Here is a 13,758-nt window from a genome sequence, read left to right as displayed (position 1 = left end):
GCGGCGGCAAAGAAAAGTAGGTGCCGCCCCGCACAGGGGCGACGCATGAAGCGAGCTAACGCATCGCGGATGCCAGCGAAGAGGCCAAAACAACCAACCCGCCGGACGGCAAAAAACCCCTACTTCCTCCTCATCCTGATAACCCGCGAAATCTGCGCAAGCGCAAAACTACTATTCTTAACATACTCGCCCACATACCGAAACCGATCGGACGACGTCCGCACAAAAACAGGAACAGCCTCGATCTGCCGCGCAAGCGTACGCCCCGCCGCGCGCGAAGAAGCGCTACCGTCACAAAGAATCACCTCCGGCGCATGCGGATTAAGACCAGGCCGCAATCGCGCAGCAACAACCTTGCCGCCCTTGACGGGCAAAAACGCGTGCTTGCTGCCACCCGTCACCTGATGAATCTCTTCACGAGAATATTCTTTTCGAGTTTCAAACATGGTCGACTCCAGGACATGACGTCAAGCAGCGGCGCTGCAACGCCAATCCCGAAGATCCTATCGGGCCCCTTCTAAATACGGTGTAAAGACAACGACCCGCGCAATAAACCCGCCATGTCGATCCCTCGTATTTGCGCAAACACACGCGCTTTTTACGCGGCGTTTACGCGCTTCGCAGTACGCTAGCCCCATCTCGACAACTGCCCGTCGTGGCAACCATAAACATGGGCTCCGCACAACTTCGCGCGCCGCAAGACTTCGTCCCGGATATCCCGTCGACGCAACGTCCCTCCAACGTCGTTCCTCTGCGCGCCCAGCGCGTACAACTCGAAATCTTCGTCACCGGCACCTCGCCGGATGCGTTTCGCCACCACCTCGCATCGCTCCTCCACTCGCCGCTCGGCGTCTACATCTCGCACACACAGATGTTGCGCGACAAGGTCTGGGTCCATTTCAACATCGCTCCCGAAGATCTGGATTTCACGCTTCACACGCTGATCGCAACGATGTCCGAAGCCACCATCGGCTCCATCACACGCATCGCCAGGTGAAGGAGCAAACACATGTACTCGGGAATCTGGATTCCGCTCGTCACGCCGTTTCGTTCCGGTGAAGTCGATGTCGAAGCGCTGCAGACGCTGACCGACCATTACGCGCGCACTGGCATCGCAGGCATCGTCGCGCTCGGCACGACCGGCGAGGCAGCGCTGCTTTCCGACATCGAGCGTGTGACCGTCCTGCAGGCCATCAGCGACGTCGTCGATGGCCGCTTGCCCGTGCTCGTCGGCATTGGCGGTTTCGACACGCGCGAGTTCGTGCGCGAAATCAGGCGCTTCGAGCGATGGGACGTGGCGGGCTTTCTCGTCTCGCCGCCCGCCTATGTCTGCCCCGATCAGGCGGGCATCGCGTGGCATTTCGAACAGATCGCGCGCGAAACCGACCGGCCCATCGTGCTCTACGACGTGCCGCATCGCACGGGCGTGTCGATCGAACCCGCTACCGTGGCGCGGCTCGCGGAACACGAGAACATCGTCGCGATCAAGGCATGCGCGGCGCAGCACTTGGGCGCGCTGGGCAAACTGCCCCTCAATATGCTGTGCGGCACCGACGAGGCTTTCGTCGATTGCCTCGCGTCGGGTGGGCACGGCGGCATCCTCGCCAGCGCGCATGTCTGCGCGGATCTGCTGATCGAGGTTCAGTCGCTGATGCAAGCGGGCGACGCCACGGCGGCACGCCGGATCTTCGAGCGGCTCAAGCCTGTTCTCAAGCTGCTGTTCTCCGCGCCCAATCCGTCGGCCATCAAGGCCATGCTGTCGATCGAAGGCCGTATCCCGGATGAAGTGCGCATGCCGATCACGGCGGCATCGGCGGCCCTCGTCGCCCAACTCGCGCACGCCCACGAGACGTTGCGCACGATGCGTGCGGAACTCGCCATGACCGTCTGAACGCGCCAGGCGCACGCCGGCTCAATTCACGCGCGGCCCCATTCCTTGACCAGATAGTCGACGAATGTCCTGATCTTCGGCGACGACAGCTTCGCGCGCTCGAACACCACATGCACGGGCGTGGCGGGCGGCGCGAACTTGTCGAGCACGGGCTGCAAGCGGCCTCGCCCGATATGCGCCGCGACCTGCCACGCGGGCGCGCGCACGATGCCCGCGCCCTCGATCGCCGCCGACACCAGCGCGTCGAGGCTATTCATCCACAAGCGGCCCGTCACGCCGATGCGCATGCGCGTCGCGCCCGACTGGAAGCGCCATTCGACCGGTCCGGGCGCATCCGAAAAAACGAGGCAATCGTGCTTGCGCAAATCGTCGGGCTTGCGGGGCGTGCTACGCTGCGCGAGATACGAAGGCGCTGCGCATACCACCATCTGGATGTCATCGAGCTTGCGCGCAACGAGGCTCGAATCCGGCAGCCGGCCGACGCGCACGGCGACATGCAAGCCCTCTTCCACCAGATTGACGGCGCGGTCGACGAGCATCAGATCGACGGCCACTTCGGAGTGCCCCGCGAGAAAGCCCGGCAACAGCGGCGCGACGACCAGCCGGCCAAGCAGATTCGGCGCGGCGATCCGCAGCCGTCCAGACAACTTCCCGCGTCCCGCCGACAACGCGCTGCCAAGCTCGTCCACTTCGCCGAGAATCGCCTTCGCGCGGTCGTAGAGAATGCGCCCTTCGTCAGTCATCGCGAGGTTGCGCGTGGTGCGCCGAAGCAATTGCGCGCCGAACTGCGCTTCGAGCGCCGAAATGTGCCTGCTGACCGAGGTCAACGACATCGGAATCGCGCGCGCGGCGGCCGACAGGCTGCCCGCATCCACGACCCGCACGTAGACGCTCATTGCTTCAAAGCGGTCCATAAATCGACTCTTCCGGATTTGGCAAGGCTGCTTGCCGTTTTGGATGGATACCGGCACTTTTCGGAATAGTCTACATTCGTTGTGAATGAGACGATAAATCCGCCTGATCGACGGGCGGCGAAGCCGCGGGAACACACCGATGAAACGTTCGATCTTCTGGCTCATGGCGGGCGCGGCGGGTGTCGTGGTCGCGAATAACTACTACAACCAGCCGTTGCTGGCCGAATTCGCGCTGGCGTTCCACACCACCGAAAGGCAGGCGGGAACGGTATCCGTCGCCGCACAAACGGGTTATGCACTCGGCCTGCTGCTGTTCGTGCCGCTAGGCGACAAGCTCGAACGCCGTTCGATGCTGCGCACGCTGTTGTGCATCGCCAGCGCGGCGCTCGCCGCGATCGCGCTGTCGCCGACGTTGAACTGGCTCATCGCGGCCAGCTTCGTGACGGGCCTCGTCAGTGTCGCGCCGCAGTTGCTCACGCCGTTCGCGGCACAACTCGCCGGGCCACAGCAACGCGGCCAGGCGGTCGGCATCGTGATGTTCGGCTTGCTGTGCGGCATCCTCGTGTCGCGCACGATTTCCGGATCGATCGCGCAGCATTTCGGCTGGCGAGCCGTCTACTGGGTCGCGGCGGCGGCGATGCTCGTCACGGCGGCCGTGCTGTCGCGCATGCTGCCGAACGCGCAGCCCACGTACACGGGCACGTATCGGCGGCTGATGGGTTCGCTGTGGACGCTCATCCGCGAAGAGCCGCTGGTTCGCCAGACCTCGGCGATCGCGGCGCTTCAGTTCGCCGCGTTCAGCGCGTTCTGGGCCACGCTTGCGTTTCATCTGCACGCCATGGACCCGCATTACGGCAGCGAGGTCGCGGGCCTATTCGGCCTGGTCGGCGTGGTTGGCGCGTCTGCATCGACGGGAGCGGGCAAGCTGATCGACACGCGCAACCCGCGTCACGTCGTGCTGGCGAGCGGCGCCATCTTCGTCGTGGCGTTTGCGATTCTCGCGGCGACGGGCAACACGATTGCGGGCCTCGTCGCCGGTGTGATCGTTCTCGATCTGGGTTTGCAGAGCGGACATGTCGCGAACATGGCGCGCAATATGAGCATCAAGAGCGATGCGATGAGCCGCATCAACACGCTCTACATGACGATCCGCTTCGCGGGCGGCGCGCTCGGGTCGTCGTTGGGCATCTGGGCGTGGAGCGTATGGCAATGGCCCGGTGTGTGTGCGGTCGGACTTGCGCTCGGTTGCGTGTCGGTGATGATTCAGGTGCGGCCGCAGATGGCGGGTGAAGCGCAGCGGGAATGATCGCGTGCGGCGCGGCCGCTCTCAACGGCGCGGCGGAATGCACCGCCATGTGATCGCTACGATCAGCAGAAACGCCACGTACGCAACCGCGAACATCCAGGCGGGGACATCGTAGTAGAGCCAGTGGCTCACCCATCGCTGGACGAAACCTTGCTCGACCGCGCCGCCCGTGCGCAAATGGTCTTCGATCACGGTAAGCGGGCACGGTACGCCGAGTGCAGCAAGAATCGCGACGACGCCGATCGCAACGAGATGCAGCACGCGGAATGCGCGATTGCGCACCCAGACGTGCTTCAACGCTGCCCCTGACCAGATCGCAATCAAGCCGCCGACAATAAACAGGACGATCAGCGCATGCAGCACGAGCACTGCGTCGGCGAGCCAGATCATGACGTTTCCTGCGCGCTTCTATCCCGGCCACGTTCGCGTAACACGCGGCAGTGAAGAATCAGGCCGATCGGATTCTCCCTCCGCGAGGCAATTGTGCAGCGTTTCGCGCGCCCGTGCTCGACGCGCTTGCGGCGCACAAAATTCCGTGGGCGCAGCGAAAACCTGTCGATCCGAAATCCGCGGCTTTTCCTGCGCGTCAACGATGCGCGCGTTTGTGTCCGGGTACGCAAGTCAATCATCAGGCTCGATGTGCTAGCCTGAATCTTCATCATCCGAGGTGATCCGGCGAGGCGCACGATGGAACTGAGGCATCTGAGAATGTTTTGCGCGGTGGCCGATTGCGGCAGCTTCACGGCAGCGGCTGAAAAGATCCACAACGTCCAGTCGAACGTGACGATGCGCATCAAGGAGCTCGAAGCGGAATTGAACCAGCAGTTGTTCATCCGGCAGAAGAACGGCGTAGTGCTCACGTCGGCGGGACAGATTTTTCTGGGCTACGCGCAACGCATCCTTCAGTTGACGGACGAAAGCCGCAACGCGCTGCTGGACAATGCGTCGCCGCGCGGACTGCTACGCCTCGGGTCGATGGAAACGACGGCCGCGATCCGCCTGCCGAAAGTGCTGGCGAAGTATCACGAGCAGTTTCCGCAGGTTCAACTGTCGCTGATGACGGGCACCACGAACGAGCTGATCAAGGCGGTCGAATGTCACCGGCTGGATGGCGCATTCGTCGGCGGCTTTCATCAGAGTTCGTCGCTGCATCAGGAAGAAGTCTTTGAGGAAGAACTGGTGCTCGTGAGCGGTATCGAGTTCGAATCGCTTGCTGCGCTTGCGAAGCAGATGTCCGGGCAAACGGTGCTCGCATTCCGGACGGGCTGCTTCTATCGTTCGACACTCGAAAACTGGTTCTATCAGGCCGGTATCATTCCGGGCCAGGTGATGGAGCTGGGCACGCTGGATGGAATCATGTCGTGCGTCGCAGCGGGAATGGGGATGACGTTGTTGCCGCGATCGGTGGTGGAGACTCATGGCGCGCGGCATGCCGTGCATTGCCACGCGCTGCCGTCGCAGTTCGCGCATGTGAAGACCGTGTTCATCCGCAACAAGGACACGATCGTCACGCCAGCACTGACGGCGATGATCGATCTCGCGCATCAGCAGTTTTCGATCGACATCGATGTCGATGCCAGAACCGCGCCAGTCGGAAACATGCTGGCTTCGGCGCTGGCTTCTGTTCATGCGGCGTGACGAACCGGCAACGGGGGCCTTTCGCTGGTTATTGCGGACATTCATGTCCGATATGTCCGGAACGCCAGTCCATTGATGTCCGCTACGGGCCGATCCAGAATCAGGCAACGCTTGACTCTGGATTTCTGGCCTCACATGACACCCACTAACACAACTTCATCCCTTCCTGCCCCCGTGTACTGGCTGGCGCTCGGCGCCTTCGCGATCGGCACGGAAGGCTTCATGATTTCGCCGCTTCTTCCCGGGCTCGCGACCGACCTGTCGGTGACGATCGAAACGGCAGGACAGCTGGTGACCGTATTCGCGCTCGCCTACGGCCTTAGCTCCCCAGTCTTGACAGCATTGAGCGGCGGCATGAACCGGCGGACGTTGCTGCTCGCGAGCATGATCGCGTTCGCGCTTTCCAACCTGCTCGCCTTCGCTGCACCGTCCTTCTGGGCATTGATGGGCGCCCGGGTCTTGCTGGCGCTGTCGGCCGGTCTCTATGTGCCGGGCGCGAATGCGCTGGCGAGCGTTATCGTGCCGCCCGAAAGGCGCGGCCGCGCAATCGCGGTGGTGAACGGCGGCATTACGATTGCGATCGCGCTCGGCGTTCCCCTTGGTGCTGTCATTGGCCATGCGCTCGGCTGGCGTATGACGTTCGCGGGGGTCGCGGGACTGGCGGCACTCGCGGTGGCGGGGTTGTGCATCGGCCTGCCGCGCGATATCGGCGCGGGCATTCCCGTTGCGACACTGCGCGAGCGCATCGCGATTGCGCGCAAACCCGTCGTGCTCGCGACGCTGCTCACGACTACGCTCTGGGCCACGGGCGCTTACACCGTCTATACCTATCTCTCGCCGTTTCTCGCTGAAATCACAGGATTGGCGGGCGCACAGGTCGGCATGGTGATGTTCATGTGGGGGCTCGCCGCTGCCATTGGCGTCGTGTCGGGCGGTGCAGCCAATGACCGCTTTGGACCTCTGGCCGTGATCGTTCCCACGATCGCGCTATCAGGCCTCGCCTTCGCCATACTGTCGATCAGCGCGCGCTTTTTCTCGCCGGGCGCGGCACTCGTGCCGGTGATCGCGGCTATCGCGCTGTGGGGCGTCGCGCACTGGGCGTTTTATCCGGCACAGCAGGCACGGCTGATCGATATTGCCGGTGTGAAGGTTGCGTCGATTGTGTTGTCGCTCAACGCGTCGTTCATGTATATCGGTTTCTCGATAGGCGCCGCGCTCGGTGCGCTCACGCTGGCTCACGCGAGTGTGGGAAGCCTCGGGTGGGTGGCGGCGCTGTGCGAGCTGGCGGCGGTATTGCTGACTGCCGCGATCATCGCGCGGCCTGCGGGAGTTAAGGCAGTTTGTGCCGCTGTCGATTGATCGCTCACGTTGGCCGACTTGAAGGTGGCATGATCATCTTGACGGCCGAGTGACCACCCGAGGTCGAAACCAACGTCGTCTGGCTGGATTGATAGCCGAAGCCCGTGTCGATGATGCCGTAGAGCGTCACGCTGCTTTGGGCGAACGTCTCATGATCTTCAATTCCTTTTTTGTGTGCGTCGACTGCTGTCGCCTTTGAAATCCGGCACGCAGTCGATCGTTGCTCGTTCTTGCCCACGCCTCAGACACGCAATGGAAAAATCACAATCGTGCTTTTGAGAGGCACCGAAAGCGGCCGCTCACTGTATCGTCTACCGTGCTTTGGCGAGGCGGCAGACGCAGCGGTTCTGAGACATCTTCGTTCCGTTTCTGGTCAGTACTTTTGTATTGAGGAAACGAGATGCAGCTGGCAGAAATTTGCCGGTCTAGACCCGTTCGCTGATCCGCGCAATATCGGCACAAAGCCATTCGGCCAATGCACGGATGGTGTCTTCGTTACGCGAGAAGAAGACCCACTGTCCCACCTTTTGCGTTTTGATCAAGCCCGCCCGCTCCAGCTGGGACAGATGGCCTGACACCGTCGACTGCGACAAACCGCTTCGAGCGTGAAGCATGCCCGCCGACACACATCGAAACGCGCAATACTCAGCTTCCGTAAAGTATTCGTCCGGATTGACCAGCCACTGCAATACTTTTCGACGGAAAGGATGCGCCAGCGCCCGGATGGCTGCATCGAAGTCAATCGTCGGTCCGCTCGTGCTCATTGCTGACATATCCCGTGCGATGCCTTTCCCGTGCCGTTTCCATTGCGACCGACAACGGCGGCCCGAATGCAAGGAACGCCACACGTCGATCTCGAGGGTGCCCTCATCATGCCCAACTACGATTCGAGTCGCGTCGAACGTTCGCAGGCCGACGATGGCTCGAACCCACGAACCTGTCGTTTCAGTGGTAGCTAGAACATATCCGCAACCTGCTGACGCCCGGCGCCTTCGCCACCCGTCTTCTGACGATTTCGCGAGGGGATGAACGGCCCGGTGATCATATTCGAATAGCTCTGGCCCGGACCCACCATCGGATAGACATCGGCGTTCTGGTCGATCATGACTTCGAGGAAAGCAGGCCCATCGAAATCCAGAAACGCCCTGAGCTTCACGTCCAGTTCGCTGATCGCATCGACGCGAGCAGCAAAACCAAACCCATCGGCCTGTGCCGCCATCACGAAGTCCTTGCGGTGAAGCGTCTTGTCGCTGACGCACAAGCGGCCTTCGTAATACAGATGCTGCCACTGCCGGATCATGCCGTCGCCGAGATTGTTGAGCAGCAGGACCTTGACGGGAACACCATACGTGCTTGCCGTTTCGAGTTCGCCCACGTTCATGCGGATACTGCCGTCGCCGTCGATGTCGATCACCAGCGCATCCGGTTGCGCGAATTGAGCGCCGATCGCCGCTGGCAGCCCGAAACCCATCGTCCCCATGCTGCCGGAGGTCAGGAAGTTTCGCGGCCCGACGAAGTCGAAGAACTGCGCAGCCCACATCTGATGCTGGCCGACACCTGTGCTGATGATTGCGCGCCCGCCCGTCATTTCACTGAGCCGCTCGATGACGTACTGCGGCTGAATCGCCGGATTGTGCCTGTCGTAGTTCATGCCGTAGGCCCGCTTGAGGTCCTGCACATGTTCGAGCCACTCAGAAGGCGCTTGCACATCGCGACCGTCACCCATCAGCGACAGAAGCGCGTCTCTTGCATCGCCGACATGAGTCCAATGTGCTCGCTTGACCTTGCCGATCTCCGCCTCGTCGATGTCGATATGCGCGACGTACCGTGCGCGGGGCGCAAATGCTTCGGGCCGGCCACCCGCGACCCGGTCATCGAACCGGGCACCGACCGCAATCAGATAATCGCAATCTTCGACCGCGTAATTGGCACAGGCCGAACCGTGCATTCCGAGCATGCCCAGCGACAACGCGTGCTTCACGGGTATCGCGCCGAGTCCCATCAGCGTCGTCACAACAGGGACTTTGTAGCGTTCGGCAAACTGGCGCAATTCCGCCGTCGCGCCCGCAGCGATCACACCGCCGCCGACATACAAAAGCGGCCGCTTGCTTTGCGCGAGCAGTTCGAAGAATTCATCGCGCTTGTCCTCGCCGAGATCGGCGCCCTTCGCCACCATTCGAAGACGGTCGGAGTAGCCTCGAAACTGCAGCGTCCCATGCCCGTGGTACGTCCCCACCCAGTTCTGGATGTCCTTGGGCACATCGACGACGACGGGACCAGGCCGACCAGTGCGCGCAATGTCGAATGCCGTCCGCAGCGTCTGCTCCAGTTTCGTCGGATCGGTAACCAGAAAGACCTGTTTCGCACACGCCGACATGATGTTGAATACGGGCGCTTCCTGAAAGGCATCGGTGCCGATCACGGCACGCGGCACCTGTCCGCATATGAGCACGACAGGAACGGAATCACCATTGCAATCGGCGATGGGCGTCACGGCGTTGGTCGCCCCCGGACCCGAGGTGACCATGAATACGCCGACTTTTCCGCTGGCGCGCGCATAACCCGCCGCCATGAATCCTGCCGCCTGTTCATTGGCAGGAACGACGAGCTTGATCTGACGCTCGGGAGTCTTCTCGTGTAGTTCGTTGAAGCGAAAGACCGCGTCGTATGTCGGCAGGATCGCGCCGCCGCTGTAGCCGAACACGGTATCGACGCCCTGTTCGCTGAGTACGCGCAGGATGATGTCGGCGCCCGACATCGGCTCGCCGGCGTTTTCTGATCTCTGGAGAACTTGTGAAGCGACGTTTGGGTTGCGGGTCATGGTTGTCTCGAATGGAAAGGGCGCTGATCGTTTCAGCGGCCCGATTCAAAGGCCAATCTCCCTTCCAACTCGAGAACAGCGTATGTTCAGCACCAGCTTGCGGACGATCGACCTGACGGGTTCTCCGTGCAGAGCCAACCCGTCCAGCACGTTTGTGATGTGCAACCGGAAGAATTGCGAGGAGGTTTCGCCTTCATTGTGACAAGCATTGCGTTTGTGCGATTGCCCAACAAGCGCATTCACGGGCCAAACTGAGGCCGTTTTCGGCCATCGCCTTCAGCCGCTTTCTGGCGCACCATCAGGCAAACGACAGCATGAAATTAAGGAAACCTGATTCTGCAGTTACTGACACCGATAGCAAAGCAACCTGCAAACCTGGCATTCCGGAAAAAATACATTTGAGATTTTCTGATCACGACACAGTTCCGGCGAATTCTTACGATAAGCTGATCAACTGCGCGTTACCAGGCTTCATCGCATTGCGTGATGCGTTGTAGTGAAGCGTCCAACATGAACTACCCATGGGCGTGCTTACAGTCAATGAAGGTCACGAAATGAAAGTCGCGGTTGTCATATTTGATGGTGTGCAAGCCCTGGATGTCGCAGGCCCACTGGATGTGTTCGCCGAAGCCAACACGTTTCTTCCCGAGCATCAGCGGTATCAGATCTCGTTCGTAGGATTGGAAGCGGGCATGGTCACGGCATCCAATGGGATGCAACTCGCCGTGCCCTTCGGTTATGCGGATTTCGACACGCAATGCGACCTGCTGTTGATAGCGGGCGGACCGCAATTGCCCGACTTGCGTCCGCCCGTGCCGTTTCTCGACTGGTTGAGGCGTCAGGCGAACGGCGCGACCCGGTATGGCTCCGTTTGCAATGGCGCTTTCCTGCTCGCGCATGCGGGGCTGCTCGATCGCCGCGAAGTGACGACCCATTGGGCCGATGCCGGACGCCTCGCCGACGATTTTCCTCAAACGTGCGTGCAGCCCGACCGGATTTTCATTCGCGACGGCCGCCTGTTCACTTCAGCGGGCGTCACTGCGGGCATTGATCTGTGCCTGTCGCTGGTGGCGGAAGACTGGGGGCATGAACTGGCCGTGCGCGTCGCGAAGCGGCTGGTCGTTTATATCCAGCGTGAAGGCGGGCAGTCGCAATACAGCCCTTACGTCGGTGTGCGCAAAGACGACGATCCCATCATCGGCAAGGTGCAGCGTTACGTGATGGACCACATTACGGACGTGCTCTCAATCGAGCAACTCGCAAGCGCGGTTTCCGTCAGCCGACGCACGTTCTCGCGCCTGTTCGCCAAGTATGCAAAGGTGACGCCTTCGGCATTCGTCGAGCAGGTCCGCGTCGATACGGCGAGAAAGCTGCTCGAGGAAACGGATGCGCCACTCAAGACCGTTGCGTTCAAATGCGGCTTCCACAGCGCCACGCACATGCGTACGACGTTCGCCCGACGGCTCAATGTGACGCCGAAACAGTATCGGCAGCGCTTTCGAGGAGAAGTGGGCGAACACACGTTGGAACTCGATGCGCTCGCCGAGTGAACCGCGTAAATCGGGTTATGTTCCAGGCACGCGTCCCGCACGTGCCGTCTAACCAATCGTCATCGAAAGGCACGCAATCTTCATGACTCACCCCGACTCGCTTCAAGGTCTTCCGGACATTCTCGATACCGGCTTATCGGTGGTGTTTTGCGGGATCAATCCGGGGCTAGCCGCGGCATCCGCGGGTCATCACTTCGAGGGGCGGGGAAATCGGTTCTGGCGAGTGCTTCATCTGGCGGGCTTTACGCGCGAACAGCTACGCCCTGAAGACGACCGTTCACTGCTGCGCGACGGGTGCGGCCTGACGACGGCAGTATCGCGCCCGACAGCGCGTGCGGAACAGTTGTCCCGATCGGAAATCAAGGCGGCCGCGCCTGAATTCGAGCGAAAGATCACGCAGTACGCGCCGCGCTATATCGCCTTCCTTGGCAAGATGGCGGTTTCCGAATTGATCGGCAAACGCGACGTCGATTGGGGACTTCAGTCAGTCACATTCGGCGGCGCACGCGTCTGGGTATTGCCCAATCCCAGCGGCCTGAACCGCGCGTTCAGTCTGGATGCACTGGTTTGCGCGTATCGTGAGCTTCGTCTCGCGGTCGACCCGGTGCAGGCGCACTTTGAATCCACTCGCACCGGATAACCTACGTTTTACGGTTCGGCCAGATCAGCGACCGCACTTCCCACCCTCACTGTCTTCGACGCATCGACAAACTGAAGGTGCACGTTTCTGCGTAGCGTTTCAGTCACGAATTCGACGAACGAGCGAATCTTCATGCTTGTGCCTTTTCGCTCGACGTGCAGCAGATTCACCGGAATCGACTCCGGCTCGAACGCCGCCAGGATTCGTTGCAGACTTCCGCTCAGCACTTCCGGCGCTGCCTGGTACGAAAGCAATTGCGTGATGCCCACGCGATCGACGGCCGCCATGACAGCCGCAGGCGCCAGATCGACGATCATTCGCGGGCGAACGCGAACGGGCAACCTCGAACCGTTTTCGTAATACAGCCATTCAAGCGGATGCGTCACGCCCGTGAAGGACACGCAGTGATGGTCACTCAGTTGTCTGGGATGAACGGGCTCCCCGAGCGCGTCGAGATAAGCCGGGGCCGCATAGGTGCGGCGGCTCACGGAACCCAATGGCACGGCGAACACCGAAGAATCGCCAAGATGACCGATGCGGATTGCGATATCGACTCCTTCTTCGATCAGCCGCGTCGTTCGGTCGACATAGACGACATTCACGCTGACGTCCGGATAGATGTTCGCGTAGGCGTTGATGAGCGGGGCAATGAAGCGCTGGCCAAACAGGACGGGCGCGGAGACAGTCAGTGTGCCCGCAGGCTTGCTTTGCTCTGCGGCGATATTCGATTCCGCATCCGCGATGGTATCGAGTACTCTGCGGCATGCTTCGAGGTAGAACATGCCCGCGTCTGTGGGACGGATCGACCGTGTGGTCCGCGCAATCAGCTGCGCGCCGACTCGTGTTTCCAGCGAATTCAGCGCCCTCGACACCGTGGGAGCCGACATGCCGAGCTTCTCTGACGCGCCGGTAAAACTGCCTCGATCAACGATGGCGACGAACACCTCCATCTCACGAAATTTGTCCATCGTAATTCCCGACTTCAGTTCTCGACGCGATTGTATGTCCGGTTTTCCGCGTCACGCCCGGCCTGGCTCAATTCGCGCACTGAATGGCCCATAACATGCTGCGTGCGCGCTTCAAGAACCCGAGTACATCTCCGACAATCGACCAGGTCGCGTGACCTTGGGAGCGGGTATGTTCCGGCTGAAGCTTAGATCGACTCTGTTGAAGATCGGTGTGTTTGTCGCAGTGGGCGGCCCGCTTGCCGCATTCAAAGGATTACTCTCCGGTCATGAAGAGATAGCCTCGTACGTGGCCATTGCCGCCGTCATCGTGGTTGCAGGTTTCGTCGTCCTGCTCAAGTCGACCCGTAGTGATGACGCGTGATTGCCATGGCCGGTTGCAAACCGCACCGGCCATGCCGGCCGCTATGCTTCGAGGATGGCCACGTTGTAGTCCTCGTCGTTGAAGGCAACGAAGAACTCTTCAGGCATCAGCCACGAATCCACGCTGACCGTATTCGCAGCGACATTGACGTCGACTTGCGCATCCGCGTCGACGCTCTTCATTGCACGCTGGATTCTGGAGATATCGTCAGACTGAATTGCTTCTTTAACTGAGAATTTCATTTTCGCTCACCAATCAATAACCGTTAATCAATTGCAGGCCGCCGGATTCATTCGACTTGATTTGATTC

The 13,758-nt window shown here is 60.9% G+C and carries 16 protein-coding genes and 1 pseudogene; 8 read left to right on the top strand and 9 right to left on the bottom strand.

From position 1 onward, the window contains the following. Positions 1 to 119: 119 nt before the first annotated feature. The gene (locus tag KFO72_RS25095) at positions 120 to 446 is read right to left on the bottom strand and encodes a hypothetical protein (protein WP_225033281.1); all 327 of its coding nucleotides are present in this window, start codon (positions 444 to 446) and stop codon (positions 120 to 122) included. A 224-nt stretch (positions 447 to 670) separates the two neighbouring features. On the opposite strand from KFO72_RS25095, the gene KFO72_RS25090 reads away from it, so the two are divergent. Beyond that, positions 671 to 997 carry a hypothetical protein gene (locus KFO72_RS25090; protein WP_225033280.1) on the top strand — a complete coding sequence of 109 codons (327 nt, stop codon included), beginning with the start codon at positions 671 to 673 and terminating at the stop codon, positions 995 to 997. A 12-nt stretch (positions 998 to 1,009) separates the two neighbouring features. Beyond that, the gene (gene dapA, locus KFO72_RS25085; protein WP_225033279.1) at positions 1,010 to 1,891 is read left to right on the top strand and encodes a 4-hydroxy-tetrahydrodipicolinate synthase; all 882 of its coding nucleotides are present in this window, start codon (positions 1,010 to 1,012) and stop codon (positions 1,889 to 1,891) included. A gap of 26 nt (positions 1,892 to 1,917) precedes the next feature. Here dapA and KFO72_RS25080 read toward each other — a convergent pair whose 3' ends face one another. Then, positions 1,918 to 2,805 carry a LysR family transcriptional regulator gene (locus KFO72_RS25080; RefSeq protein WP_225033278.1) on the bottom strand — a complete coding sequence of 296 codons (888 nt, stop codon included), beginning with the start codon at positions 2,803 to 2,805 and terminating at the stop codon, positions 1,918 to 1,920. A 139-nt stretch (positions 2,806 to 2,944) separates the two neighbouring features. On the opposite strand from KFO72_RS25080, the gene KFO72_RS25075 reads away from it, so the two are divergent. Continuing rightward, on the top strand, positions 2,945 to 4,111 hold the full coding sequence (locus KFO72_RS25075; protein WP_054931503.1) for an MFS transporter: 1,167 nt from the start codon (positions 2,945 to 2,947) through the stop codon (positions 4,109 to 4,111). Between the two features lie 21 nt (positions 4,112 to 4,132). Here the strand turns inward: KFO72_RS25075 and KFO72_RS25070 are convergent, their stop codons facing one another. Continuing rightward, positions 4,133 to 4,501: a DUF2784 domain-containing protein gene (locus KFO72_RS25070; protein WP_054931502.1), complete on the bottom strand. Its 369-nt coding sequence runs from the start codon at positions 4,499 to 4,501 to the stop codon at positions 4,133 to 4,135. Further along, entirely contained in the window at positions 4,498 to 4,905 is a 408-nt protein-coding gene (locus KFO72_RS25065; protein ID WP_225033285.1) for a hypothetical protein, read from the bottom strand. Before KFO72_RS25065 ends, KFO72_RS25070 begins: the two co-directional genes overlap by 4 nt. Here KFO72_RS25065 and KFO72_RS25060 point away from each other — a divergent pair. Together KFO72_RS25060 and KFO72_RS25055 are read left to right on the top strand one after the other, a co-directional pair. Continuing rightward, positions 4,799 to 5,749, top strand: coding sequence for a LysR family transcriptional regulator (locus KFO72_RS25060; RefSeq protein ID WP_054931500.1), 951 nt, complete (start codon positions 4,799 to 4,801; stop codon positions 5,747 to 5,749). The genes KFO72_RS25065 and KFO72_RS25060 overlap by 107 nt on opposite strands. A 135-nt stretch (positions 5,750 to 5,884) precedes the next feature. Beyond that, on the top strand, positions 5,885 to 7,108 hold the full coding sequence (locus KFO72_RS25055) for an MFS transporter (protein ID WP_225033277.1): 1,224 nt from the start codon (positions 5,885 to 5,887) through the stop codon (positions 7,106 to 7,108). A 31-nt stretch (positions 7,109 to 7,139) separates the two neighbouring features. Here KFO72_RS25055 and KFO72_RS25050 read toward each other — a convergent pair. The 3 genes and pseudogenes from KFO72_RS25050 to ilvB form a co-directional block, all read right to left on the bottom strand. Then, positions 7,140 to 7,310, bottom strand: a pseudogene (locus tag KFO72_RS25050) (porin); the annotation flags it as partial. Positions 7,311 to 7,533: 223 nt separating this feature from the next. Next, a complete protein-coding gene (locus KFO72_RS25045; RefSeq protein ID WP_225033276.1) occupies positions 7,534 to 7,872 on the bottom strand; it encodes an ArsR/SmtB family transcription factor in 339 nt (112 codons plus the stop codon). A gap of 191 nt (positions 7,873 to 8,063) precedes the next feature. Then, positions 8,064 to 9,929 carry a biosynthetic-type acetolactate synthase large subunit gene (ilvB, locus tag KFO72_RS25040; RefSeq protein ID WP_225033275.1) on the bottom strand — a complete coding sequence of 622 codons (1,866 nt, stop codon included), beginning with the start codon at positions 9,927 to 9,929 and terminating at the stop codon, positions 8,064 to 8,066. A gap of 554 nt (positions 9,930 to 10,483) precedes the next feature. Here ilvB and KFO72_RS25035 point away from each other — a divergent pair. Continuing rightward, positions 10,484 to 11,479 carry a GlxA family transcriptional regulator gene (locus tag KFO72_RS25035; protein ID WP_054931511.1) on the top strand — a complete coding sequence of 332 codons (996 nt, stop codon included), beginning with the start codon at positions 10,484 to 10,486 and terminating at the stop codon, positions 11,477 to 11,479. Between the two features lie 82 nt (positions 11,480 to 11,561). Beyond that, positions 11,562 to 12,119 (top strand): G/U mismatch-specific DNA glycosylase, encoded by a 558-nt coding sequence (gene mug / locus KFO72_RS25030; protein WP_054931493.1) that lies wholly within the window; start codon positions 11,562 to 11,564, stop codon positions 12,117 to 12,119. A gap of 8 nt (positions 12,120 to 12,127) precedes the next feature. Here mug and KFO72_RS25025 read toward each other — a convergent pair whose 3' ends face one another. Further along, the gene (locus KFO72_RS25025) at positions 12,128 to 13,087 is read right to left on the bottom strand and encodes a LysR family transcriptional regulator (RefSeq protein ID WP_225033274.1); all 960 of its coding nucleotides are present in this window, start codon (positions 13,085 to 13,087) and stop codon (positions 12,128 to 12,130) included. 169 nt (positions 13,088 to 13,256) lie between these two features. On the opposite strand from KFO72_RS25025, the gene KFO72_RS25020 reads away from it, so the two are divergent. After that, positions 13,257 to 13,448 carry a DUF2964 family protein gene (locus tag KFO72_RS25020; protein WP_060609762.1) on the top strand — a complete coding sequence of 64 codons (192 nt, stop codon included), beginning with the start codon at positions 13,257 to 13,259 and terminating at the stop codon, positions 13,446 to 13,448. 41 nt (positions 13,449 to 13,489) lie between these two features. On the opposite strand, the gene KFO72_RS25015 is transcribed toward KFO72_RS25020, so the two are convergent. Continuing rightward, positions 13,490 to 13,630, bottom strand: coding sequence for a hypothetical protein (locus KFO72_RS25015; protein WP_310042536.1), 141 nt, complete (start codon positions 13,628 to 13,630; stop codon positions 13,490 to 13,492). Between the last annotated feature and the right edge of the window lie 128 nt (positions 13,631 to 13,758).

This window comes from Paraburkholderia sp. XV, from assembly GCF_020177535.1.
In the GTDB taxonomy this organism is placed as follows: domain Bacteria; phylum Pseudomonadota; class Gammaproteobacteria; order Burkholderiales; family Burkholderiaceae; genus Paraburkholderia; species Paraburkholderia caribensis.
The sequence above is the reverse complement of the archived record's forward strand: the minus strand, read 5'-3'. Positions and strand labels throughout refer to the sequence as shown.

Coding starts and splice junctions, on each gene's coding strand:
- KFO72_RS25025 (WP_225033274.1), bottom strand. CDS start 13,087: ATGGACAAATTTCGTGAGATGGAGGTGTTCGTCGCCATCGTTGATCGA.
- KFO72_RS25075 (WP_054931503.1), top strand. CDS start 2,945: ATGAAACGTTCGATCTTCTGGCTCATGGCGGGCGCGGCGGGTGTCGTG.
- dapA (WP_225033279.1), top strand. CDS start 1,010: ATGTACTCGGGAATCTGGATTCCGCTCGTCACGCCGTTTCGTTCCGGT.
- KFO72_RS25090 (WP_225033280.1), top strand. CDS start 671: ATGGGCTCCGCACAACTTCGCGCGCCGCAAGACTTCGTCCCGGATATC.
- KFO72_RS25065 (WP_225033285.1), bottom strand. CDS start 4,905: ATGCGCATCGTCACGTTCGACTGGACGTTGTGGATCTTTTCAGCCGCT.
- KFO72_RS25080 (WP_225033278.1), bottom strand. CDS start 2,805: ATGGACCGCTTTGAAGCAATGAGCGTCTACGTGCGGGTCGTGGATGCG.
- mug (WP_054931493.1), top strand. CDS start 11,562: ATGACTCACCCCGACTCGCTTCAAGGTCTTCCGGACATTCTCGATACC.
- KFO72_RS25035 (WP_054931511.1), top strand. CDS start 10,484: ATGAAAGTCGCGGTTGTCATATTTGATGGTGTGCAAGCCCTGGATGTC.
- KFO72_RS25015 (WP_310042536.1), bottom strand. CDS start 13,630: ATGAAGAGCGTCGACGCGGATGCGCAAGTCGACGTCAATGTCGCTGCG.
- KFO72_RS25060 (WP_054931500.1), top strand. CDS start 4,799: ATGGAACTGAGGCATCTGAGAATGTTTTGCGCGGTGGCCGATTGCGGC.
- KFO72_RS25055 (WP_225033277.1), top strand. CDS start 5,885: ATGACACCCACTAACACAACTTCATCCCTTCCTGCCCCCGTGTACTGG.
- KFO72_RS25045 (WP_225033276.1), bottom strand. CDS start 7,872: ATGAGCACGAGCGGACCGACGATTGACTTCGATGCAGCCATCCGGGCG.
- KFO72_RS25020 (WP_060609762.1), top strand. CDS start 13,257: ATGTTCCGGCTGAAGCTTAGATCGACTCTGTTGAAGATCGGTGTGTTT.
- KFO72_RS25070 (WP_054931502.1), bottom strand. CDS start 4,501: ATGATCTGGCTCGCCGACGCAGTGCTCGTGCTGCATGCGCTGATCGTC.
- KFO72_RS25095 (WP_225033281.1), bottom strand. CDS start 446: ATGTTTGAAACTCGAAAAGAATATTCTCGTGAAGAGATTCATCAGGTG.
- ilvB (WP_225033275.1), bottom strand. CDS start 9,929: ATGACCCGCAACCCAAACGTCGCTTCACAAGTTCTCCAGAGATCAGAA.